We start from the raw sequence: 23,282 nt of genomic DNA, 5'->3' as shown, positions 1-23,282 counted from the left end.
CCCTTGCCCCCAGGCCATCGCAGGGGCATAAAAAAACCGCGCCCAGTGAAGGTGCGCGGCTTTTTGGGGTTTTTAAAGGGATGCTTATTCAGCAACTTCTTCGGTGTCACCAGCAGCGGCGTCGGAATCGGCGACCACGGTCAGCTTCAAGAAGCAGCTCACGTCAGCGTGCAGCTTCACCGGGATTTCGAAGACGCCCGTGCTCTTGATCGGCTTCTCGAGCTGGATCAGGTGACGGTCGAGTTCCACCTTGGCAGAGCTTTCGGCCACGGCCTTGGCGATGTCCATGTTGGTGATGGAACCAAAGGCTTTGCCGCCCTGGCCCGTCTGAAGGGTGAGCTTCAGCTTCAGTTTCTTCAGCTTGGAGGCGGTCTTCTCCGCTTCCTGCAGTTCCTTGGCTTCACGCTCAGCGCGTGCGGCCTTCAGATGGTTGATGTTGCGAAGATTGCCTGCCGTAGCTTCGTATGCCTTGCCCTGTGGGACGAGGAAATTGCGTGCAAAACCACGCTTTACATGCACGACATCAGCCTCGGCACCGAGGTTTTTGATCTTCTCTTTGAGTATTACTTGAACGTTTGCCATAAAGTCTGCCCTCCCAGGGAAAGGGGGGCGATTGTACATGCAGGTGAGTGCGTGTCAAACGGTGAGCAAAGTTTTTCACAATGATTCTCGTTTGACAAATTCCGGCATGACCTTGGTATCGCCCCTCGCGCCGGGCTGTCGCACCAGGCGAAAGATGCGTTTGGCGAAGGTCCCCGCCGTGATGCTGTAGCGGGCAATCTGCGGCAGGGTCTCATCCAGAAAGACATCGTCATCCCGGCAGATCAGCGCCACATCCTGCGGAATCCGCAGCCCGCGCTGCAGCAGGGCGGTGCACACCGTCAGGGCGCTGGAGGTGCGGGCGATCAGCAGGGCATGTGGCCGCTGGCGGGCGGAGACCAGCCGGTCCAGAGCCTTCAGGAGGCCTTCGCGGCTGCCATCGTGGCGCTGGATGTGCCCGGTCACGCCCCGTGCCGCCGCTGCCTGCAATCCCTCTTCAAAACCCGCCTCGCTCTCGCGGTCCCCCGCATACTGCGGTTCCTGGATCAGCAGGGCCAGCCGCTGGTGCCCGCGTGCCGCCATGAGGCCGACCGCATGGCGGCACACCGCCCGGTGATCCCGGTCCACCGAGGGCAGGGACAGGCCCTTGAAGACGGACCCCACCACCACGCAGGGAATCTGCCGCTGCTCAAACCACTGCTGCATGGCCTCCGTGCTGCGATACAGCACCCAGGCGGCCGCTGGCACGGTGGCCGTCAGCGATTGCAGCGCCCGTGCCGGATTCTTGCCACCAGACCAGGCGCGGCCCACATGCACCTGCAGCAGGTGGCCTTCGCTGGCCAATTGGCTGCGCAGTTCATCCACCCACAGTAGAACAAAGGGCGGCATCGCATGCAGCGGCTCCGGGCTCAGCAGGCAGACCGTCAAAGGTTGCGGCTGTCCTGCTACCGTGGCCGCCGGGCTCGGCTGCGCACAGACACGAGTGGGCTTGCCCTGCGCGATGATCACCCGGCCTTCCGCGGCCAGGGCTGTCAGCGCCGCACGCAGCGTCGGCCGGCTGATGTGCCACTCCTCACACAGGCGGCGTTCTCCTGGCAGTTCATCCTTCCAGCGACCGCTGGTGATGGCCTCCCGCAGCACACGCAGGGTTTCAGCCACGAGGGAGGATCGTTGGGGGATGCTGGGAGTCATGGCGGTCAGCAAATGTAACCAGTGGGTGCCGCTGGCCTGCAAGCCCTATCCTTGCCCGCTGAGCAGTTTTCCTGCCCGGCATTGGTTTGATCTTGGAAAGGCGAGGTGGCGATTTTGCTTCAGCCTCCCACCGATATCTGCTAGACCCTACAGGATGCCCAAGCGTCCTTTCTGCCCCGTCAGCTTCAGGTGGTGCTTCCTAGTCGCGGCGTGCCTGGGGCCGGTGTTTGCGGGACTGGCTGCGGAGGTGACGGGGGCTCCCAGGCCAGTCGTCCCAACTGCCGTGTCAGCAGATGGTCGGTATCGGCTGTCCCTGGCCAATGCGGAGCAAGGGCCCTCCCCCTGGGATGAGAAAGTAGCCGCGATCACGGCCACCTTTCGCCTGGAATCCCGCATGCCTGCGGAGGCCGATTTTTCATCTCAGGTACCCGCCGATGTGTTTCTGGAGAAGGTGGATCTGCAGGAAGCGGTGCTTTTGTCGGGCGAAGATGTGGCGGGCCAAAAGGGCTCAAAATGGACGGATTCATCGGCCCTTACGGTGACGATCCACACCCTCGAAGTGGGGAAGGAACAGCGGCAACTGCGCAAGCTGACGCTGGCAGTCACGGTGGTGAAGGTTACGGAATGGGAGCCGTTGGAATTTAAGAACATTCAGAAAGCTGACGAAACACCGCTTCACTGCGGTCCGTTTGAAATCGTGGTCAGTGAGGTGCAGCCGCAGCATCTCTTGTTAGCCGCCGCAGCCTTTTCGGATCACGCCAAGGAGCACGAGGCCTACCGTCAGCGCATGCCCTTGCAATTTCTCACGCACCGTTATGCCATGCAGGCCGTGCAGATCAGCGATGCGGCCGGCCAGAGACTCGGGCTGTCTATGGGCACCTATACCGGTGGGGGCAGCAGTGGCCGATACGCCGTTTCGCCTGGGCCGCTGCTGGTCTTCCCGCCCAAAGGTGAAGCTGGCCAAACCCCATCCTCCATCTTTTCTCCCGCAAAGGACATTCGCTATCCCGTCACCCTCAGCCTGAAGCTGCCCCGGAAGTATGAGAGCGAGCAGGTCATCTTCGAGTTTCAGGATGTGCCTCTCCCGGCCTTCAATCCACGGGGCTGAAAAAAGTGCAGAACTGAAAGCGGTCAGCAAATGTGACCAGTGACAGCTCGGCTGTCGCAAGCGTTAACTGCGCACTGCCTCTAACACCCACCTCATTCCCATGCCCATCTCCCACGCCGACATCCTGCAACTGAAACGCTGGAACACCCCCACGATCTACAATGGCTGGGAGCACATCACCCAGGCTGATGTCGCCGCCGATGCCTTCAATCTCGAAGAAACCCGCGACTTCATGCCGCAGATGGGGCCGATGGTGGGTTACGCCGTCACCGTCGTGATCCAGCCTTCAGACAAAAGCCACCGCGAGTCGAATCCCAATGCCTGGGCCGAATATCGTCGCTATGTGGCCAGCGTGCCCGGGCCCAAGATCGTGGTGGTGCAGGACCTGGACAAACCGCGCGTCATTGGCTCCTTTTGGGGCGAGGTGAACAGCAACGCCCACCGCGCCCTGGGCTGCGTGGGCAGCATTGTGGATGGGGCCATCCGCGATGTGGATGAGATGACCAATGCGGGCTTCAAGGCCCTGGCACGGCGCTTTTGTGTGGGCCATGCCCACGTGCATCCCATCCGCTGGGGCTGCGAGGTGGAGGTCTTTGGCCGCAAGATCCAGCCCGGCCAGCTCATCCATGCCGACAAGCACGGCTTTCTCGCCATTCCTTTCGGCGATGAGGACCGCCTGCTCGACGCCTCCCGTTTCATGGATGCCAATGAATGCGAGACCGTCATCCCCGCCGCGCGCGGCAGCGTGGGCCTGCCGCTGGAGCAGGTGATCGACAACCTCAGCGCTGCAGGCCAACAGTTCGGTGAAAACGTCCGCCGCAAATTCCAGCGGGAAGGGGAATGGTGAGTAAGAGGTTGAGCGGTGGTTGAGCGGTGGTTGACCGTCCTTGACTCACCTTGACCATTCCCCCACCCTTACCCTCCATGTTCCAATACATCGCCCTCGCGGAAGACAAGCCCTGGCAGCCCGGCCCCTATGCAGGGGTGGAGCTGAAGATCCTGCATAAAAACGAAGCGACGGGCGGAGTGGTGGTGCTGCGCAAATTCCACGCGGGCATGACCATCCCGGCCCACACCCACCCCGCTGCCAATGAATGGGCCTGGGTGCTTTCCGGTGAGTGGGAGGAGGATGGCGTCACTTACACAGCGGGGACTCTGTTTCATGCCCCCAAAGGCCAGCCACATGGGCCACACATCGCGAAGACGGAAGTCATCAGTCTGACGATGTTCGACGGTCCGCTGACTGTGGCCTGAGTCGTGGGATTTTCTCATTAAACATACTTTATGTTAGTCCGATTCGTGTGTCTCTTCACTGTCGCCCTGTTACTGGGCTGCATCCTCCCTGGTCATGCCCAGGAGGCCGGACGTGCCGCACGAAAGTTCCCGGACGGGGAGGTGTCTTCTCGTTCCTTTGTGGACCAGGCCGCCCTCATCAGCCAGTTCACGGTGGAGCAGTACGCACACCAGTCCTCCCTGCGCATCGTGCAGGGCATCGGTTACGCGGTTTACCAGTGCAATGAAAAGACCCCGGATGAAAACAAGGCCGGGCAGGTGGCGCGCATGGCCGTCTTTAACATCCTGAATCCCACTGCCACCGCCCGCTGGGTGGATATCGCCGCTGCGGAGGAAGCCTCCAATGGCATCACCCTCGGCGGCACCTTTGTCTCTGCACCGATGCTGCATGCGAGGGATGACAAGACGCTGCGCATCTTTTTCACGGCGCGGTTGGCGGAGGACAAGGTGCCCGCCTATCGCGCCTTCTACAAAGATTACGACATCGCCACGGGCAAGCTCTCCGGCCTGCACGCCCTGCGCTGCACCATCGCCAAAGACCCCGCGCAGATGATGGACCTGGCCGTGCCCGCGATCCAAAAGCATCTCGATTTCCTCCACGGTCCAGGCTTCGGAGCCCAGTTCGCCAAGGGCATCAGCACTGCCGGGGATTTTCTCGAGTTCGACGGCCAGCTCTACAGCACCATCCAGATCAAAAACTCCACCGAGGGAGTCACCCGCCTGCTCACCAACGTGCTCATGCGCAGCGCCGATGGCGGGGCCACGTGGGAACTCCTGGGCGCACCGGACCCGCGCCTGCTGACCACGGAGGTCAAAATCCTGGCCGAGCCTGCCATGACGCAGGATAGCAAGCATGTGTATCTGCACCTCCGCACCAATGTTGTGGAGGGTGGCTACGTCCTCTGCAAAGCCAAAAAGTCCGATCTCTACAGCTTCGATGCCCCGGTGAAAAAATGGACCTATGGCATCGGCCGTCCTACCATCGTGGATTATGGCAAGCCCATCGGCACCGTGGCGATGTTCACCGCCCCCAGCGTGAGCATGGGCGGCACGCAGATGTCCCGGAACAAGTGCGATGTGGTGCTCATTGATCCCAGCTACAGCCGCTACACCCGCGCCTTTTCCATCGTGGATTACAATGCCGTCAACACCCCCTTCCTCTGCCTTTACCGGGATGAAGTCTATGTCACCTACTCCACAGGGCGGCGTCGTCTCTTGCCGAAGTTTGGCACCTCGGAAATCGTCTTTAGCAAACTGCGGCGGGAGTTCTTCGTGCCGGGGCAGTGAGCCATCTCTGCAAGGCGCTGACCGAATTGATAAAGCGCGGAGTCGCCCACAGTATGCCCTCTATGCCGCCACCCATCTCCGACTATGAACGGCAGGAGACCTACCGCCACAAGCGGGGTTGCCTGATTACCTTGGGGCTTTGGATTTTATCCCTGGTCTGGATCTTCGGGTTTTCCAGGCAGCCAGGTGTCGAAGAGGGAGCCTGGAAATGGCTGACGATGCTGGCCTGGGTGCTACTTATTTTTGTGGTGCCCAGCCTTGGGTTTTTGCAGGGGATCGAGCTCAAGCACTACCTGGACTGGAAAAACGAACGGACAGCAGGCTCGTGGTTCTTTCGCACCCTCATTTGGCTGGGCTGCTGGTTGCTGGCCCTGGTCTCGGGTTTCGTGGGGGCTTTCATGAGTGCCGCGACCCTGAAAGCTTCTGGGGGCAGCAATGCACCTTCATGGATGGAATCCGCGGGAATGTGGGGCTTTGGTCTGGGCTTTTTGGTCCTGGCAGTCATTCTTTTGTGGCTGCCTTTCAGGCGTCTTTCCACCCCCACCGAAGCGGAGGAGCAGGCCCTGGAAAATCTGCGGGCCGAGCAACTGGCGCAGCCGGATTTTGATGTCATCGAGCAGCAGACCGGCAAAAAAGTGCCTGAGGATTATCGCAACCTGTTCCGCCCTGGTTCCATCTGGATGGACCGTTCTTGGACGCTGTATCCCCGGGGATTGGAGGACGATGAGACGGTGCATGAGTTCACCCGGCTGATGCCGGCAGGAGCCAGTGCCCTGCGGAAGCATCCGGCGCAGACGGGCGAGTGGGTGTGCTTTGCCGAGGGCGATGAAACGGAGTTTTGGTTCCAACTGGGGGCGGAAGATCCTGCGGTCTTCGAATGCCTCGGGGATGCCGGTTCGCCGTCGCTGGTTCAGATCAGCCCACACCTGTCGGAATTTTTGGCCTGGCCCCGGGAGGAGTCATGAGCTTTGCGGCTTAGGCCGTGGCCACAATCTGCGGCTTGATCACGGCCACATTCATGGGCTCGAGGGCTGCTTGCAGGCGCTGAAACATGGCCTCGTCCTCGTAGGTGCCCACGATGGCTCCGCCACTGCCGGTGAACTTGGCACTGGCGCCGCAGTCGCGGGCGGCCTCCACCATGTCCAGATTGCCCTGGCCCAGTTTGTACAGGCGGCGGCGCAGGTCGAAGTTCTCATTCAGCAGTGGGCCGATCTCATGGCCGCGTTTTGCCAGCAGCATGTCGCGCACCCGCTGGGCGAGATTGGCCCACTGGTACATAGCGCTCACGATTTCCCGCTCGCCCCGGTTCCAGCGGCCGCGGATGTCATTGTGAAAGACCTCCGTGCCCTCGCTCAGCTTGGCCGTGTAGGCCACATACACGGGTGGTAGCAGGGCGGGATCGATCTCTTCATAGATGCCGTAGCCAAGTTTTTCGATGGAGGCCCGGTTGAAGTCCATGTACACCACGCCCTCATAGGCCTGGATCACGCGGTCCTGCAGGCCCGCCGGGATGCACAGCTCATCATTTTCCACGCTCAGGACTAGGCTGGGCAGCACGTGCTTCGGGATCTCCACATTATAAAAGGCCATCAGTGCCCGCCAGCAGGCCGTGATGATGGCGCTGCTGCCCGCCATGCCCACCTGCGGTGGCACGTTGCTGTGGTAGCGCAGGGTAAAGTTCCGCCCATGCAGCGGCAGGCCCTGCTTGGTGCAGTAGTCAAAAAAACGCTTCACGCTCGCCTTCAGCAGGCGGATACCACCGTAGTAGCCGTTTTGGCGCACATCGCGGGCCAGTTCCTCGATGCTGCCAAACACGGAATGGTCCCGCTGGTTCGGCTCGATGGTCAGCTCCGGCGTCTCGAACAAGGTGATCTCCGCCGCAAAATTGCGGATGATGAAGGAGATGGTCTTGCCAAAGTAGCCGTCCGAAGGGTTGCCCACCAAACCGGCGCGGGCATAGGCTTTCGTGGTGATGAGCATGAGGTCGGGAGAAAAAAGAAGGTCTGAAAGCTAAGAGGCGGCAGCGAAACTGGCAACCTGAATGGCATTCTTTCCGTAAACGACCCGGTATTTTGGTCCAAAGCACTTTCTGGCAGCCCGGTCCTTTGGGGGGCCCTTTTGCCAATGGGGTGGGGTTTTGAGGGCGGCGAAGCCGGAATGTTCCTGGAAATCGCCTAAATCTGCGCCCTTATTCACATCTCGGCTAAAAAAACCTTGCCGTTTGTGCATTTGCCGCCACCTTCGCGGCCCCTATGTCCAAAAACGCTGGTATAGCAAAAACGAGAAAAGCTTACTCTAAACGGTTCAAAGTAACTGCAACAGGTAAGGTGCTCCGCCGTAAACAAGGCAAGCGCCACATCTTGCAGAACAAGAGCCGCAAACGTAAGCGCAACCTCGGTAAAGTCGCCCTCGTGGCAGAAGTGGATAAAGCAGGTGTGCTGGCAAATATGCCATTCTCACATCGCGGTTAATCCACGGTCCCCTAGCGGGACCACGATGCTCCGGTCTGGTTTCACGCGTGTGAAAGCCTCAGATCAGGTGAGGCCGGTCATCGAATCCATAACAACAGCCTGTTCAGAGAAATAGAAAATGCCAAGAGCCACAAACGCCCCCGCTAGCCGCAAACGCCGCAAGCGCACACTCGCGAAAGCCAAAGGCTTCCGCGGTTTCCGTTCCACCCACTTCCGTTATGCCAAGGACGCTGTCCGCAAGGCCATGACGTATTCCTACCGTGACCGTAAGGTGCGTAAGCGTACCTTCCGCAACCTGTGGATCCAGCGTATCAACGCCGCTGCGCGTAACGTTGGCATCACCTACAGCCGTCTCATGGAAGGTCTGAAGTTTGCCGGAATCGAAATCGACCGCAAAGTGCTGTCCGACATCGCCATCAAGGATGAGGCCGCCTTTGTCGCCCTCGCCAACCAGGCGAAAGCAGCGATCGAGAAGAAGAACGAGCAGGTCAAAGCTGCCGCTTAATTCTCAATCCACGATTCTTTAACCAACGCAGCCGGAGCTCACGCTCCGGCTGTTTTGTTTTGGTGGGGCACAAGTGGCGCAGTGCACCCCTCGATGGGCAGCCATGCTCCGCAAGCTCTGCTGGTGTCTAGCCTTTAGGCGACTCTGGAAACATCGAAGCTACCCAAGCCTCGCCTAAAGGCTAGACACCAGCAGAGCGAATCAGGCGCTGGGATTTCCCGAAATCTATTTTGAGATTCGCTATAAAAAAGCCACGCCCTTTCAGGCGTGGCTGGGGAGGAGCCAAAGCTCCTGACTCACTTCACGGGAAACGGGTTCCGCTCTTCAAAGCCGACCTGGTGCCAGTAGGGGTAGGTCTTGGGTTTGTCGCTGGCGGCGTCCAGTTTCGCCACCTGCTCGGTGGTGAGGTTCCAACCGACGGCACCCAGGTTCTGGCGCAGTTGTTCCTCATTGCGGGCACCGATGATGACGGTGGAGACGGTGGGGCGCTGCAGCAGCCAGTTCAGCGCCACCTGGGGCACTGACTTGCCGGTTTCCTCGGCCACTTCGTCCAGTGCATCCACCACTTTGTAAAGGTACTCATCATCCACCTGCGGACCATACTGGTTGCTCAGCGTGTGGTTCAGGCGGCTCGTCTCAGGCCGTGGCTGGTTGCGGCGGATCTTGCCTGTCAGGCGTCCCCAGCCTAGGGGACTCCAGACAACGGCGCCGATCTTCTGGTCCAGGCCCAGGGGCATCAACTCCCACTCGTAATCGCGGCCGATCAGCGAGTAGTAGGTCTGGTTTGCCACATGGCGGGAAAGGTTGAACTTCTCCGCATAAGCCTGCGCCTTCATGAGCTGCCAGCCGGAGAAATTGGAGGCCCCGATGTAGCGGATCTTGCCCGCGCGCACCAGATCATCCAGCGTGTTCATCACCTCTTCCACCGGAGTCATGGCATCAAAGCCGTGGAGCTGGTAGAGGTCGATGTAGTCGGTGCCCAGGCGCTTCAGGCTGTTTTCCACGGAGCGGATTAGGTGCCAGCGGGAGGAGCCGACGTTGTTTGGCCCTTCGCCCAGGCGGAAGGTACCTTTGGTGGAGATCAGCACTTGGTCTCGTCGTCCCTTGATGGCGGCCCCCAGGATCTCTTCTGCCATGCCGTCGGAGTAGATGTCCGCCGTGTCAAACATGGTTAGGCCGTTTTCCAGGCTGATGTCAATGAGGCGGGAGGCTTCGGCCACATCGGAGGCACCCCACTCCTTGAAGAATTCCGTGCCGCCGCCGAAGGTGCCTGTGCCGAGGGTAAGGGCGGGGACTTTGAAGCCGGAGCCGCCGAGTTGTCTGTATTCCATAATTGTCTTGTTGTGTTTTTAGTTAGGGGAAAGTCAGGCGCGTGCTTTTTGCAGATCTTGGAAGACCTGGGCCGCGATTTCAAACGAACGCAGCCGGGCCTGCGGATCGTGAATGTGGGCCGTTGCTACGATTTCATCGGCTCCGGTTTCGTCCAGCAGGGATTCGATTTGCGCGCGCAGGGATTTCGGGCTGCCCACGGCGGAGCAGCGGGTCATCCGGCTCACCTGCGCCTCCTCCACCGGATTCCACAGGGCATCAATGTCATCCACCGGCGGTTGCAGTTGCTTCGGCCAGCCCCGGATCAGGTGCAGAAAGACCTGTTGCAGGGAGCTGAACAGCCGGGTAGCCTCCTCATCCGTATCGGCGGCAAAGACATTCAGCCCCACCATCACATGCGGTTTGGCCAGGGCGGCCGAGGGGCGAAAATGGGTGCGATAGATGCCAATGGCCTGGTGCAGCATCTCGGGTGCGAAGTGGGAGGCAAAGGCAAACGGCAGGCCCAGCTCTGCCGCCAAACTGGCGCTGAAGGTGCTGCTGCCTAACAAATAAAGCGGCACGTTCAATCCCTGGCCCGGAATGGCCCGCACCTTTTGTCCAGGCAGGGCAGGGGAGAAGAAGCCTTGCAGCTCCTGCACATCTCCAGGGAACGTATCGCCACTGCTACCCAGGCCCCGGCGCAGGGCGCGGGCGGTGGTCTGGTCCCCACCGGGCGCACGGCCCAGCCCCAGGTCAATGCGCCCCGGATACAGCGACTCCAGCGTGCCAAACTGCTCGGCAATCACCAGCGGCGCATGGTTCGGCAGCATGATGCCGCCGGAGCCCACCCGGATGGTGGATGTGCCGCCTGCGATGAAGCCAATAACCACCGAGGTGGCCGCGCTGGCCACGCCGGGGATGTTGTGATGCTCCGCCAACCAAAAGCGGTGATAGCCCCATTTTTCCACCTGCTGCGCCAGCTCCAGCGAATGGCGGAACGAGTCTGCCGCTGTCTCGCCCTGCAAAATGGGGGCGAGATCCAGAACGGAGTAAAGCAGGCGGGAAGGAGTCTTCATAACGCAGGGTAATCGGTGTAGCCCACCGGACCGTCCGCATAGAACGTCGTCGGGTCGGCGGGATTCAGGGCGGTTCCTTGGGCAAAACGTTCCGGCAGGTCTGGATTGGCAATATAGGGGACTCCGTAGGCCACGGCATCCGCATCACCTGTGGTCAGGATCGCATTGCCGGATTCCAGGGTGAACTTTTCATTCGCCACATAGAGGCCGCCAAAGGCCTTCTTCAGCTCCGGCCCGATGCTGTCTGGGCCCTGACGCTCGCGCGCACAGATGAAGGCGATTTTCCGCCGTCCCAGCTCCCGGGCGACATAACCAAAAGTTTCGAGCGGATTCGCATCGCCCATGTCATGCGCATCGCAGCGCGGGGCCAGGTGCATGCCCACACGGTCTGCGCCCCATACCGAGATCACCGCATCGGTCACTTCCAGCATCAGCCGCGCCCGGTTTTCCAACGGACCGCCATACTCGTCCGTGCGCTGGTTGGTGCTGGTTTGTAGAAACTGGTCGAGAAGGTAGCCATTGGCCCCGTGAATCTCCACGCCGTCAAAACCGGCCTCCAGGGCATTTTGTGCGCCTTTGCGATAGGCTTCGATGATGCCTGGCAGCTCGGCCAGCTCCAGCGCACGCGGCGTTACAAAGGGCTTTTCAGGACGTACCAAGCTCACGTGGCCTGCAGGGCGCACAGCGCTCGGGGCCACAGGCAGCGCCCCGTCCAGAAAGAGCGGGTCCGAGACACGGCCCACATGCCAGAGCTGCAAAAAGATGCGGCCACCTGCCTCATGCACCGCCTGGGTCACCAGCTTCCATCCAGCCACCTGGGCTGCGGACCAGATGCCCGGTGTGTTGGCATAGCCCACGCCCATCGGCGTCACCGAGGTGGCCTCGCTGAGGATCAGGCCGGCAGTAGCACGCTGGCGGTAATATTTGGCCATCAGCGCATTCGGCACACGCTGGCTTCCAGCCCGGCTGCGGGTGAGGGGAGCCATAAAAATGCGATTGGGCAGGAGCAGGGGACCGACTTGGAGCGAATCAAAAAGTGTGGGCATGAGGTTTGTTCCTTTGTTCATAAATACGGAACTAAAGAATCATTGAACTGCAAGCAAAATTGTGTAGAATGTTTTTATCAGACCGCTCCACCATCCTCCCGTCGAAAGCATCACCGTCGCAGGCGTCCTTCATGCCCTGTCGGATCCGGTGCGTCTCAGCATCGTGGCGGAGCTTCGCAAAGCCGAGGACGGCCTGAACTGTGTAGAGACCACCAGCCGTCTGAAGTGCCCCATGCCCAAGTCCACCTGCTCCCAGCACTATCGCATCCTGCGGGAATCGGGCGTGATCCACAGCGAGCGGCGCGGGGTGGAACTGACCAGCCGTGTGCGGCGTAAGGAACTCGACAGCCGCTTTCCTGGCCTGCTGGACTCCATCCTGAAGGCTTGGAAAAAAGAGAACGAAGTCTGACGCCCCATGACACCCGAGACCGCGCCTCCTGCTGCCTCACCGGCCGCTCCTTCGCCGTCTCTGGCCATTCTGCCCTGGCTCGTCGCCGTGGCCCTGTTCATGGAAAACCTGGATGCCACCATCCTGAACACGGCCGTGCCCACCATGTCCGCCAGCCTCGGGGTGGAACCGTTGAGCCTGAAGTCCGTCCTCACCAGCTACACCCTCAGCCTCGCCGTCTTCATTCCCGTCAGCGGCTGGATGGCGGACCGTTTTGGCACCAAACGGGTTTTCTCCCTGGCCATCGTCCTCTTCACCATCGGCTCACTGCTGTGCGCCGTGGCCTACAATCCGCCCATGCTGGTGGTCTCCCGCATCATCCAGGGCATGGGCGGTGCCATGATGATGCCGGTGGGCCGCATCGCCCTCGTGCGCTCCTTTCCTCGGTCGGAGATGCTGCGCATCACCACCTACGTCATCATTCCTGCGCTCATCGGTCCCTTGATTGGTCCCTCGCTCGGTGGGGCCATCATCCACTGGTTTTCCTGGCGCATCATCTTCCTGCTGAATGTGCCCTTTGCCATCATCGGCCTCTGGCTGGCCCATCGCCACATGCCGGATTTCAAGGACACCCAGGCCCCGCCCTTGGACCGTGCCGGCTTCCTGCTCTTCGGCGCAGGCATCGCCCTGCTTTCCTATGTGCTGGAGGTCTTTGGCGAGCACTCGCAGCCGCCCCTGGTGCTCGCAGGTATGACGCTCGTCTCGGTCATCCTTCTCACGGCCTACTGCCGTCATTCCCGCCATGTGGCCCGGCCCCTCTTGGCCGTGCATCTTTTTGCTATCCGCACCTTTCGCCTCTCCGTGCTCGGCGGATTCATCACCCGCCTGGGCGTGGGCGGCATGCCGTTTTTACTGCCCTTGCTCTACCAAATCGGCCTCGGCTTTCCTCCCTGGCAGGCCGGTTTGCTCACCATCCCTCTGGCCCTGGCTGCCATTGGCATGAAGGTCATCAGCCGCCCGCTGCTGGCCCGTTTTGGCCATCGCACCGTGCTCATCGTGAACACCGTTTTGTTAGGTCTCACGATCACTATTTTTACCCAGGTGGGCCCTGGCACTTCCATCGCGATGATCATCCCGCTCAGCTTCGCCCAGGGCTTCTTTTCCTCGCTCCAGTTCACCAGCATGAACACCCTCATCTTTGCGGATGTGGATGACCGCGAAGCCAGCAAGGCCAGCAGCCTCGCCAGCACCGGCCAGCAAATGTCCGCCAGCTTTGGTGTTGCCCTCGCCTCCATGCTCACCGCCTGGTTCCTCGGCGGGCTGAATCAGACCGACCCTGCGCAAACGGTGCCCGCCCTCCATCATGCGTTCCTGACCATGGGCATCCTCACGGTGCTCTCCTCATTCACCTTCTGGGGGCTGAAGAGCAGCGACGGCGATAACGTCAGCCTGCATCATTCCCCCTCTCAGCCTGAGGCCTAACAGGAGGTGTTGTTAAGCGCAGTCCACCATCACCCCAAGGAGCGGGACTTGGGTCTCTTCATCATCCCAATCTTTTTATTCCCCTTCCTGTCAATCCTGCCAATTATGGAATCCTGTCTAAAATCCCAGCATTTGCTGAACCGCGTCCCGTTCTCGCCTAACAAAAAAGGCAGGAAAGGCCTGGGCCCTTCCTGCCTTTGTGGGATCAGTCTTTCGCTCAGCCCAGGTCGGCGATCGTCACCGGCTTGCCGCCTTGTTCCGCGCTCTTGTCGGAGGCAAAGATCACCTCAAAGGTGCGCAGGGATTCGGTGAAGCTTGTCAGCGGCATGTCCTTGCCCTCATCCAGCGCATCAAAGAAGGCCTGGAACTGCGTCTGGTACGGATGGTCGTTCACATCGCCGGAGTCCAGCATGTGCATGGAAAGATTTCCCCAGGCCTTCTTGTCAGACTTCAGCTTGTTTGAGTGCAGCTTGTTGTCCAGCAGGCTGCCTTCGCTGCCCACCAGATGCGTGTGGAAGTAGTAGGGCTGCAGGCAGTCAACCACGGCCGCCGTTTTGCCCACGGCACCGTTCTTGAACTTCACCAGTGTCACGCTCGTGGTGTCATACTCATAGGGGGCAAAGATCTCGCTCTTCGACTTCGTGCTGAAGCTCGTCACGCTCTCCACCTCGCCTGGCATCACCATCAGCAGGGCATCCAGCGCATGGCAGCCCGCCGTCAGCAGCGCACTGCCGCCATCCTTTTTGCCGATGTTCCAGCGGAACTGGCCGTACCAGGGCCCGATGCCGTGATAGTAGTCCACCTCACCGTAGTGTACCTCCCCCAGCAGACCCTCGTCCAGGATCGCCTTGGTGGACTGGAACTGGCCGGAGAAGCGGCACTCAAAGCACACGCAGCCCTTCACGCCATTGGCCTTCGCCGCCGCCACGATTTCCCGTACTTCCTGCAGGGAATTCGCCATCGGCTTTTCCAAAATCACATGCTTCTTTGCATTCGCCGCCGCCACCGCCTGGTTGCGGTGCTGGCTCGGGTAGCTGGTGATGTCCACCACGTGGATGTCCGGGTTGGCCAGCATCGCATCCAGATCCTGATAGGCCGTGATGGTGCCGCCGTGCTTTGCGCTCAGTTCCGCACTGTCCAGAGGGCGGGAGGAGTAGATGGCCGTCACTTGCGCCTGCTTGCTGGCATTGATCGCATCAATGTGCGCCGTCGCCGCCCAACCGTAACCGATGATACCAACATTGTATTTTTTCATGGGGAAGAAGTCACATAGCTCCAAAAGACCGGAGCCGTGTCAAATCAATACCCACGCTGGTGAGGAAGACTTTCACCCACGCATGTCAGAAACACGTACTTCTGTGGTGTTTGGGGGGCAGGGGAGGGGGAAGTCAAGCGGTCAACAGTCAAGAGGGTCAATGGTCAAGAGGGGGACACCGAGCTGCCCTCACGCCCTTGACTCTTTCAGCGTTGACCTTTGACTCCTTGACCCTGTGACTCCTGCCCCCAACGCCAGCAGCAGACATCCCGCAGAAAACACATCTCCATAGCGGGCATACAGCGTCATTTCGCCGACCTTGGGCACCTTCACCTCGCCCGGCAGGCAGCCTTCGATGAAGGTGTTGCCCGTTTCCGGCGCATCCAGTCGTGACTTCACCTGGCCGTTGCTGTCAATGAAGCAGCTCACCCCCGTATTCGCCGCACGCACCATGGGCCGGCGCAGCTCCACCGCGCGGAATTTTGCATTCGCCAGGTGCACCTCTGTCTCCACACTGTCGAGGAACCAGCCGTCGTTCGTGATGTTCACCAGGATCTGCGGCCCCGGCCTTACAAAGCGCCGCACCAGCCGCCCCACCGTGTCCTCAAAGCAGATCATCGGGATCAGGTCCACCTCGGGCTTGGCCAGCCGCAGTGGCTCCGTCGCCACCCCCGGCTGAAAGTCCCCCTGAAGCACCCCTTGCAGGAAGGAAAACGGCGGCACATTCCGGTAGGGCAGGTACTCGCCAAAGGGCACCAGATGCACCTTGTGGTACTCCTGCCGCTGCTCATACCCGCCGCGAAATAGCACGGCGGAGACATGCCCCACCCGTGGTGTCTCGTAGATTTCCGTCCCCGTCAGCAGGCTGTAGTCGCCCGCGCCTAACAAATCATTGAAAAAATCCGGGTGCCCCGGCAGCCCATTCACCGCCTCCGGCAGCCCGTGCAGATGAACTGGCAGCGCGCTCTCCGGCCAGATGACGAGGTCCGTGTGCGACACCCCGTCGCGGGCCTCCGCGTAGAGCCGGGTAAAGTCATGCAGCCGCTTGTAAACCTGCGGCCCCAGCGCGCCAGACCACGCATCCACCTGCGCCACATTCGGCTGGACCAGCACCGTGCGCACCGTCACCAGGTCCGCTTCGGCTTTCGGCACCAGCCGCATCATCCCGTAGCCCGCAACCCCTAGCAGAAGCACCATCGCCAACGTGAAGTCCAGGCGGGACCGGCACGTGCCCTCACCGCGATACACCCACACCACCCGCGTCACCGCATTCCACGCCGCGCACACCACAAAGACCGGCAGGAAGGACAGCCCCATCACCCCCACCACATCCGCCACCTGCATCAGCACCGCGTTCTGGTGCAGCCCCACGCCCAGCCCATTCCAGCCAAAGCCAGAGAACAGCAAAAAGCTACGCACCCACTCCAGCCCCGCCCACGCCGCCGCCGCCATCAGCGCACAGCGCAGCGAATGCAGCGTGCTCGCCTGCCACGTCCCCGTTGCCAGCAGTCGCGCATCGGGCCGGGCAAACCGGGCCACAAACCAGGCCCACACGCCAAAGTACAGTGCGCAATACAGCGCCAGCCCCACCACCGCTGCCACGCCCAGCAGCTCCGCCTCCCAGCCGCACCACGTCCCGTCCCGCGCCCCTGCCCGCACGCGCGACGAATGCCGCAACCAGCTCAGGTTAGGCACCCAAAAGGCCACACCCGCCAGATAGCCCCACAGGAAAGGCCGCCGCCGTCCCTCCGTCCCTGGGCGTGCCACGGGCCAAAGCAAAAACAGCAGCGGCAGCAGCCAGGCCCACACCATCACCTCCAGGTTCCACCCCGGATACGCCAGCGACAACGCCGCACCGCTGAGCAGCGGCAAAACAACAGAAAGAACACGCGAAAAAGCAGCCATGAAAAGATACCTGCAAGACATGTCCACCCCCGCGCCCCTGTCCACGCCTTATTCCTGACAAAGCAGCCTTCCTGGTCAGCAACTATTCTGCTAAAAAGGCTATCTAAAATCCTTCTTGTCTGCGGTAGCTGCGCCCGCCAGTGCGTGGGGTTTGGGGGCGGACGAAGGTGGATAAGCTGTCGAAAAACTCTATTGTCCACGCTGGCCAGCCCAAGGAGCGGGACTTGGCAAGTCCCGTGGTTTGGGGGGGAGGCGGATGCAGATCAGACGAAAAGTGCGGACTTTTTTACAGGATTAACAATCCCGCAGTCGCGGGAAGGATTTACAAGAACTGAGGCAAAGGAGCGAACGAAGGCGGGTGAGCTTTCGGCCCCTCCACCCGCTGGCGCGGGCAGCTACAGACTGTGGCTGCGCCCGCCAGGGCGTGGGGTTTGGGAGCTAGCGAAGGCGGATGAGCCTACGCAAAGCTCTGTCGCCCCGCAGGCCAACCCAAGGAGCGGGACTTGCCAAGTCCCGTGGTTTGGGAAGCCCGATGCGGTCATGAATGCGGCATGATGAGACTACACACCTTTTTGTTAGGCTGAATGCCCCGTCTTTTACCTGACATCTTTTTGCCATCCTCTGGGAAGGCTGCTCTTGAAGGCATTCGCAGGTCCAGAGACCGGGACTTGGCAAGTCCCGCTCCTTGGAAAAACTTGATGCTCGCGACCTCCCTCGCGATTACTGGGTATCCTGGCGCGCCCTACTTCTGCGAAGCGGAGCGGATGAACTTGGCGAGGTCTTCCTTCTGCTTTTTCAGGTCGGGGAGGTTCAGGTACATCATGTGCCCGGCAGTGTAGTCATCCTGGGTGATGTTCTTCATCAGCTCGGGGTGGATGTTGAGGTGGGAGAAGGTGTAACGGGCCGCGTAGTAGGGCGTGGCCATGTCGTAGAAGCCGTTGGAAACATGGACCTTCAGGAAGGGGTTGGCGGTCATGCTTTCAGCCAGGATTTCGGAGACGTTGGCAAACTGGTTCTCGGCATCCCAGTTCCATTTGCCCACACCGCCGAGGATGTTGTAGGGGCGGTCGTCTTCGAATTTCAGGTCGTGGCGGACATAGTGATTGAAGGTGGAGGCGAAGGCGCTGAAGACAGCATCCGCGCTCGGGTCGCGCTCGGCCTCATTGCCCAGGCGGTCGCGCATGTAGCTGGTGTAGCGGCTGTCGAAACGGCCGGTGACGAGGCGCTGATCCCGCAGCAGTTCGGCATTGAAGCGGCTGAGGGTCACGCGCAGGTCTGAGGCGGCCACGAAGGCGTCCGAAAGGCCAGTGAGACGGGCCATCTGCTTCACCACAGCGGCGCGCTGCGGGGCTGGCAGGGCGGCTCCCAGGAGGAGCGCCTGGTTGTAATCGCCACTGGTGAATTTCTCGGATTCCTTCAGGACCTCGACCAACGGTTTCTTCTGCAGGTCGGCAGGCAGTTTTTGATGATACCAGGCAGTGGCGGTGAAGCTGGGCAGGAAGAGGACGAAGGGCAGGTCATTGCCCTCCGCGCCCCAGATGGTTTGGAAGTTCAGCACGGTGGAGACCAGCATGATGCCATTGAGGTTCATGCGATGGCTGCGCAGCAGCTCACCGCTGAGGGCGGCGGCGCGGGTGGTGCCGTAGCTTTCGCCGATGAGAAACTTGGGCGAGGGCCAGCGGGTGTTCTTGGTGATGTAGAGGCGAATGAATTCGGCGATGCTGCGCGCATCTTCATTCACGCCGTAAAAGTTTTTGGCCTCGTCCGGCTTGCTGGCGCGGCTGTAGCCGGTGCCCACAGGGTCAATGAAAACGAGGTCGGTTTCATCGAGCAGGGAGAACTCATTCTCGACGAGCTGGTAGGGCGGCGGTACCGCAAAGCCATCGTCGCGCAGTTTCACGCGCTTCGGTCCCAGCAGGCCCAGGTGCATCCAGACCGAGGAGGAACCAGGGCCGCCATTGAAGGAAAAGGTGAGCGGACGGCTGGCGGGATCGGCGACGTCTTTCTTGGTGTAGGCGATGTAAAAGATGTCGGCGGTGACCTTGCCTTCCGCATCCTTCAGGCTCAGCATCCCCGCCGTGGCGGTGAAGTCCACCTTCTGGCCGTTGATCACCAGGCTGTGGTCCGTGCTGGTCTTTTTCTCGGACTTGTCCTCCGGCTTATCACCCTTGGGCTTCTCCTCCTTACCGGCCTCAGGCTTGCTAGCGGCCTCCTTTTTGTCAGCCTTCTCCTCCTTGGCGGACTTGCCGCCAGGAGCTTCGTCGCTCTTGGCTTCTGGGGCCGCAGCCTTGGCCGGATCTGCATGGGGCTGAGCTGCCTGGGCCAGGGCCGAGGCAGTGGTGAGAGCGATGAGGGAAAGGATCCGCAGAGAGGTGGGCATCTGGAACATGGTCAAAGCATAGACGGATACGTGAGGGACTCCTTTGAAACCTTCATTTCTTGAAAAAAAGAACTGGCAAAGGTTTCATATCATGATTAACTCCGCGTCCCCCACCACAACGCGCGGTTAGCTCAGTGGTAGAGCATTGCCTTCACACGGCAAGGGTCGCAGGTTCGAACCCTGCACCGCGCACCATTTGCCTCTTTCGCCACGTCGCGACATTCTGAGACAAACGGTTCACTTTCAAGGTGTTGAGTCGAATTACCTGCATCACCCCTCGGGACATCTCGCGACACGTTTTGACAGCTTTCGCCGACTTTTTGACACGTATTTTGACCGGGTGATTTCAGGCCTGGAAGCCCAGGCAATGAGGCCACGGTTTCAGCAAGAGGAAGCTGGCCCGCATCGGTGTAAACCTTCGCGGTCAATCGCATGTCGCTATGCCTCATCAGCTCCATGATTTCACGCTGAGGCTTGCCGTTGAGAGTCAGGATCGTGGCAAAGGTATTGCGCAGCGAATGAAAGTCCACCACACGGCCCTGGGCATCTTCTGGGGCGATGCCGGCTGCCTTCAAGTCTGCATTGAACCGCGGCATGCGAGGAAGCAGGCCCTTAAACACCTTGTCCCCTTTAGCGACGGCTGCAGGCCGGATGGATTGCAGCACCTGGACCACGTTTGGATGTAGGGGCAGCAACGCCTCCTTTCCGTTCTTCGTGGTCGAAGCTCGGGCGCGAATCAGAGGGTTCACGGCATCAAGCTCGATGTCTCGCCATTCGAGCTTCTGCAATTCACCCCGACGCAGGCCCGTGAAGGCCGCAGCCACATAGACCACCCCACGGTTGCCGGATACGTGCCGGAGCCGTTCCAACTCATCCAGGGTGAAGGCACGACGCTTTCTCGATTCGGCGCCCTTGGTGGTCACCTTCGAAATATAGGCCAGAGGATTCACAGAGATGCGGCCACTACGCAGCAGCCAATTCACAAAGGCCGAGAGCGACCAAAGATATTCGTTCAACGTCTTCGGGTGATGGCTTTGCCGCCCGCGCCAGGCTTCGAAATCATCGCGGCGAATGTCCCGGATCAACTGCCACCCACAATCGAGAAACAACGTCTTGAGCTGCTTTTCCAGGCCTTTCACATACTTCAAGGCCCGCCCCTCTTTCTCGCGTGAATCCAAGAATTCATTGAGGTGCAGCAGGAGCCCTTTCTTGCTGGCCTCTCGCTCTGCCTTGGATGGCCCCATGCCATCACGTTCAAGCAAGGCCTCGTCAAAGAGCTGCTTGGCCACCTTCAAAGCGGCTTCCTTCGTGGTCCTTCGGGTTGATCCCCGGACACGGTCAGAGGAGTCGTCGAAGTAGTAATAGAAACGGAAATACCGTTCTCCCTTTGGGCGATGGACTGAGAAAGGCATGGCTCAAAAATTGGAAGGGAGTTTCTTCAAAAAACGGTCCAGGTTTTCAGGTGTCACCACCCACCGCCCGCGCAACTGATGTGCCTTCAGTTGATGGTCATGGATCAGACGGAGAACGGTGCGGCTGCTGCGGTCAATGACGGCACCAACTTCATGGAGATTGAGGAATGATTTGTTAGGCGATTGCATGTTATCACGATTCTAGGTGACGCATGCCCCGAGCACATTCGAACGATGTGGGCATGCATAGCCCCACTTCGTTTCCGTGCTCTGGGGTATGCTGTGCATCACACCAGTTGCTCTGGGTCGCAGACTACTCACTGCTCATCACAGCTTCGACGTTCGAATTTCCCAGATGTCCTACAACCGTGCTCAGAGACTTTTCCTTTTCAGGATCGGCGAGTGATAACTGCAACCGTGACACTATCCCGTAAGAGTCGTGTTTCTCCGCTGGTCAAAGAAAGCCATATTCACCTGAACACGTCAAACAAAAAATCACCTGAAAGAATTTCGGGCGTTCAGGGAGGTCAGGAGGTGGGGGGCGGATGGCCTAGCTAGCAGGCGAAACGAAAACGCCCCATGTAAATCATGGGGCGTCGAAACGGGAGGGCGCTGCGCTTGGCAAGTCCCGGTATCCCCTCTGGCCGGGGAGGGCCTGATACTTTACGGAGCATCTCTTTTCGCAATCGCTGCGTGGGTAGAGGGAGCAAGCGATGAATAAATGCCGCTCACGCGTTTTGGCAGAGCGATCATGTATTCAATAATGATGTTCACCAAATCAAACAACTGAGCCACTACCTGCTGATTGTCGGTGTCAATTAAACCAGGGTGCACTGCATCGTTACCTGTTACGCGGACAATATCCAAAGATTGCTGCACCACCTCCGGCAGGCCTTTTGATACCAGCGATTTGATATCGTCATTAATGTTTTTCCCCTTCTCACCAAGATCTACACAAAGGACTTGGACAGAAAGTCTCAAAAGAGCAGCAGCACCTCTTGGCGACTGGGTCATAATGGAAGCTGCCTCATGATACAGTTTCAGGACGTTATCTGGCATTTCACTGTTTGGAGTTGGCGCTGTCCCTGTAGAGGGATAAAGCATCTGCTCCTCGAGCCACAAAGTGAATTTTTTGCAATGATAGCATTTACCTATCCTGAGATCATTGTTGGCTAAGTTGCCGTAACATCCGTCATCCCAAGTGCGTCCCCACCACTCTTGTTGGGATATTGCTGCGCAGTGAGGACAAGTGAAGCTTCGTGCAAGTGCGGAGGGTGGAATGTGTTTCATTTGAATCGTTATACTTTATATTATATTTCGGATCAGACAAATCCCGAAGCCCCTTAATCTGTCAAGTTAGGATGCGCCCGCCTCTCAGTCGTGCTACAAAAGCTGAGGCCTCACACATAATGCGAACTCGAGCATTATTTTTGGCCTTCCACCGCTTCGGCAATTTTCGCACATCGCTCCTGAGAAGATCGACCGAAAAAGGCAGGCTTACCCAAGAGTAATCAGGCTTGTATTTGACGCCGTCAACCTCGATGGCGGTTTCGTCCTTGAACATCCAGCTAAGACACCTTGGAGCTGGGTAGCCCTCGCTATCAATCCGAGGTTTTAATCCGTGGCGCGCTGATTTGAGAGTTTCCCAAAAAAAGCGCCCTCCCACGCGCCAATACTGCTCATTTTCCATCTTCAAAAAACGCTGCCATCGGCTGTGCTCTACGTCCTTCTGCACCTTTTTGCGGGCTATGCGCCGAAGCTGGTTCGCTGTCTTTTCGTCCAGTTCTTCCGTTTCTGGCTCCACTGTGGGTAGGAGCTCCTGATTGTGCTTTCCCCAGTAGCGACCGCTGAAATTGCCGGGTAAGGTCTGGTCCCCTTTATTCAAGTACTTTACCAGATAGGACATGGCACCGCCTGCATGCTTGATGGCGTCCACCTGCGTTCCCGCAACGCCGAGATGCTTGTCCCCATTATGGGCGATTCGGTACCAGGTTTCCCTTACCCAGGTGCGCACAGCTTCCAGTTCCACGCCAGCCAGGCCAAAAAGCATCAAATGATAATGGGCCGCTCCCCGGCTCTGAAATTCCAATTTCCAGACGCCGGAGCACTCCGACCATTTCCGCCGAAGGTAGATTCGGAACTTGTGCAGGTGTCCCTTGTAAACTTCGTGGTCATCGGGGGCGGGAAACTCGTTGGGATAGGTCAAGGTGACGACCAGGGCACGGGCCAATTCCTCGCGTTCTATGGTGGCAAGAAAGCGTTTGAGGCGTCCCCGACTGGTAGCACTCCATTCCGTGATTTTGCCGCGTGGCTGGGCGTCTTTCTCGGGCTGCGGCGGGCGTTCCCGTGGTACATGGATTTCGACTAAAGAAGCCCCAGGATACCAAGTGATTGAAGGTTTGGGCTTCTGGCACGCCCCTCCTGTTCTAATATGCGGCTTAGACAAGCCCGCCGCATCTGGCGTGCCGCCACCGGGGCAGGCGGTCGGGCACGCCCGTTCCGCCTGTCCCGGTAGCTGGCCCGCTTTGGGTGCCCACGTTTTGTATCCAGGCGCAGCACGGCCCTGGAGGGTGTATTCCTTGCCCATGATTTTGAAGGGCTAGGATTGGGCGCCTTGATGGCTACGGATGAGAGC

At 59.6% G+C, this 23,282-nt stretch carries 21 protein-coding genes, 1 tRNA gene and 1 pseudogene; 10 read left to right on the top strand and 13 right to left on the bottom strand.

The features are described 5' to 3' along the window. Positions 1–84: 84 nt before the first annotated feature. A complete protein-coding gene (gene rplI / locus ABEB25_RS15810; RefSeq protein ID WP_345737387.1) occupies positions 85–582 on the bottom strand; it encodes a 50S ribosomal protein L9 in 498 nt (165 codons plus the stop codon). A 75-nt stretch (positions 583–657) separates the two neighbouring features. Beyond that, on the bottom strand, positions 658–1,731 hold the full coding sequence (locus ABEB25_RS15805) for a substrate-binding domain-containing protein (protein ID WP_345737386.1): 1,074 nt from the start codon (positions 1,729–1,731) through the stop codon (positions 658–660). Between the two features lie 154 nt (positions 1,732–1,885). On the opposite strand from ABEB25_RS15805, the gene ABEB25_RS15800 reads away from it, so the two are divergent. The 5 genes from ABEB25_RS15800 (at position 1,886) to ABEB25_RS15780 (ending at position 6,384) form a co-directional block, all read left to right on the top strand. Further along, on the top strand, positions 1,886–2,839 hold the full coding sequence (locus ABEB25_RS15800) for a hypothetical protein (protein WP_345737385.1): 954 nt from the start codon (positions 1,886–1,888) through the stop codon (positions 2,837–2,839). Between the two features lie 100 nt (positions 2,840–2,939). Further along, on the top strand, positions 2,940–3,686 hold the full coding sequence (locus tag ABEB25_RS15795) for an RraA family protein (protein WP_345737384.1): 747 nt from the start codon (positions 2,940–2,942) through the stop codon (positions 3,684–3,686). A 77-nt stretch (positions 3,687–3,763) separates the two neighbouring features. After that, positions 3,764–4,093 (top strand): cupin domain-containing protein, encoded by a 330-nt coding sequence (locus ABEB25_RS15790; protein WP_345737383.1) that lies wholly within the window; start codon positions 3,764–3,766, stop codon positions 4,091–4,093. 30 nt (positions 4,094–4,123) lie between these two features. Continuing rightward, on the top strand, positions 4,124–5,419 hold the full coding sequence (locus ABEB25_RS15785) for a hypothetical protein (protein ID WP_345737382.1): 1,296 nt from the start codon (positions 4,124–4,126) through the stop codon (positions 5,417–5,419). Positions 5,420–5,472: 53 nt separating this feature from the next. Continuing rightward, positions 5,473–6,384, top strand: a complete 912-nt coding sequence (locus ABEB25_RS15780; protein WP_345737381.1) for a hypothetical protein — start codon at positions 5,473–5,475, stop codon at positions 6,382–6,384. Between the two features lie 10 nt (positions 6,385–6,394). Here ABEB25_RS15780 and ABEB25_RS15775 read toward each other — a convergent pair whose 3' ends face one another. Continuing rightward, on the bottom strand, positions 6,395–7,399 hold the full coding sequence (locus ABEB25_RS15775; RefSeq protein WP_345737380.1) for a mevalonate kinase family protein: 1,005 nt from the start codon (positions 7,397–7,399) through the stop codon (positions 6,395–6,397). 272 nt (positions 7,400–7,671) lie between these two features. Between ABEB25_RS15775 and rpmI the strand changes: the two genes are divergently transcribed. Together rpmI and rplT are read left to right on the top strand one after the other, a co-directional pair. Then, on the top strand, positions 7,672–7,890 hold the full coding sequence (rpmI, locus tag ABEB25_RS15770) for a 50S ribosomal protein L35 (protein ID WP_133795685.1): 219 nt from the start codon (positions 7,672–7,674) through the stop codon (positions 7,888–7,890). 118 nt (positions 7,891–8,008) lie between these two features. Continuing rightward, positions 8,009–8,395, top strand: a complete 387-nt coding sequence (gene rplT / locus ABEB25_RS15765; protein ID WP_345737379.1) for a 50S ribosomal protein L20 — start codon at positions 8,009–8,011, stop codon at positions 8,393–8,395. 296 nt (positions 8,396–8,691) lie between these two features. Here the strand turns inward: rplT and ABEB25_RS15760 are convergent, their stop codons facing one another. Genes ABEB25_RS15760 through ABEB25_RS15750 form a run of 3 tightly spaced genes read right to left on the bottom strand, consistent with a single transcriptional unit; the run spans position 8,692 to position 11,825 of the window. Further along, positions 8,692–9,726, bottom strand: a complete 1,035-nt coding sequence (locus ABEB25_RS15760) for an aldo/keto reductase (RefSeq protein WP_345737378.1) — start codon at positions 9,724–9,726, stop codon at positions 8,692–8,694. Positions 9,727–9,759: 33 nt separating this feature from the next. Continuing rightward, on the bottom strand, positions 9,760–10,779 hold the full coding sequence (locus tag ABEB25_RS15755; RefSeq protein WP_345737377.1) for an LLM class flavin-dependent oxidoreductase: 1,020 nt from the start codon (positions 10,777–10,779) through the stop codon (positions 9,760–9,762). Next, on the bottom strand, positions 10,776–11,825 hold the full coding sequence (locus ABEB25_RS15750) for an alkene reductase (RefSeq protein WP_345737376.1): 1,050 nt from the start codon (positions 11,823–11,825) through the stop codon (positions 10,776–10,778). Before ABEB25_RS15750 ends, ABEB25_RS15755 begins: the two co-directional genes overlap by 4 nt. Positions 11,826–11,973: 148 nt before the next feature. Here ABEB25_RS15750 and ABEB25_RS15745 point away from each other — a divergent pair, with 148 nt between their 5' ends. Continuing rightward, positions 11,974–12,234: an ArsR/SmtB family transcription factor gene (locus tag ABEB25_RS15745; RefSeq protein ID WP_345737375.1), complete on the top strand. Its 261-nt coding sequence runs from the start codon at positions 11,974–11,976 to the stop codon at positions 12,232–12,234. Between the two features lie 6 nt (positions 12,235–12,240). Next, positions 12,241–13,695: a DHA2 family efflux MFS transporter permease subunit gene (locus ABEB25_RS15740; RefSeq protein ID WP_345737374.1), complete on the top strand. Its 1,455-nt coding sequence runs from the start codon at positions 12,241–12,243 to the stop codon at positions 13,693–13,695. Between the two features lie 217 nt (positions 13,696–13,912). Here the strand turns inward: ABEB25_RS15740 and ABEB25_RS15735 are convergent, their stop codons facing one another. The 3 genes from ABEB25_RS15735 to ABEB25_RS15725 form a co-directional block, all read right to left on the bottom strand. Then, a complete protein-coding gene (locus tag ABEB25_RS15735) occupies positions 13,913–14,950 on the bottom strand; it encodes a Gfo/Idh/MocA family protein (protein ID WP_345737373.1) in 1,038 nt (345 codons plus the stop codon). A gap of 189 nt (positions 14,951–15,139) precedes the next feature. Beyond that, positions 15,140–16,855, bottom strand: coding sequence for an apolipoprotein N-acyltransferase (lnt, locus tag ABEB25_RS15730; RefSeq protein ID WP_345737372.1), 1,716 nt, complete (start codon positions 16,853–16,855; stop codon positions 15,140–15,142). Between the two features lie 742 nt (positions 16,856–17,597). Next, positions 17,598–19,235, bottom strand: coding sequence for a S10 family peptidase (locus ABEB25_RS15725; protein ID WP_345737371.1), 1,638 nt, complete (start codon positions 19,233–19,235; stop codon positions 17,598–17,600). 120 nt (positions 19,236–19,355) lie between these two features. On the opposite strand from ABEB25_RS15725, the gene ABEB25_RS15720 reads away from it, so the two are divergent. Then, positions 19,356–19,430, top strand: a tRNA-Val gene (locus ABEB25_RS15720). Positions 19,431–19,648: 218 nt separating this feature from the next. Here the strand turns inward: ABEB25_RS15720 and ABEB25_RS24525 are convergent. From ABEB25_RS24525 to ABEB25_RS15705, 4 genes and pseudogenes are all read right to left on the bottom strand, one after another. Continuing rightward, positions 19,649–20,479, bottom strand: a pseudogene (locus ABEB25_RS24525) (tyrosine-type recombinase/integrase); the annotation flags it as partial. A gap of 171 nt (positions 20,480–20,650) precedes the next feature. Further along, the gene (locus tag ABEB25_RS15715) at positions 20,651–20,836 is read right to left on the bottom strand and encodes a helix-turn-helix domain-containing protein (protein WP_345737370.1); all 186 of its coding nucleotides are present in this window, start codon (positions 20,834–20,836) and stop codon (positions 20,651–20,653) included. A gap of 474 nt (positions 20,837–21,310) precedes the next feature. Then, positions 21,311–21,937: a DUF4145 domain-containing protein gene (locus ABEB25_RS15710; RefSeq protein ID WP_345737369.1), complete on the bottom strand. Its 627-nt coding sequence runs from the start codon at positions 21,935–21,937 to the stop codon at positions 21,311–21,313. Positions 21,938–21,998: 61 nt separating this feature from the next. Next, positions 21,999–23,234, bottom strand: a complete 1,236-nt coding sequence (locus ABEB25_RS15705) for a rolling circle replication-associated protein (protein WP_345737368.1) — start codon at positions 23,232–23,234, stop codon at positions 21,999–22,001. Between the last annotated feature and the right edge of the window lie 48 nt (positions 23,235–23,282).

Source organism: Prosthecobacter algae (genome assembly GCF_039542385.1).
Lineage (GTDB): Bacteria > Verrucomicrobiota > Verrucomicrobiia > Verrucomicrobiales > Verrucomicrobiaceae > Prosthecobacter > Prosthecobacter algae.
The sequence above is the reverse complement of the archived record's forward strand: the minus strand, read 5'-3'. Positions and strand labels throughout refer to the sequence as shown.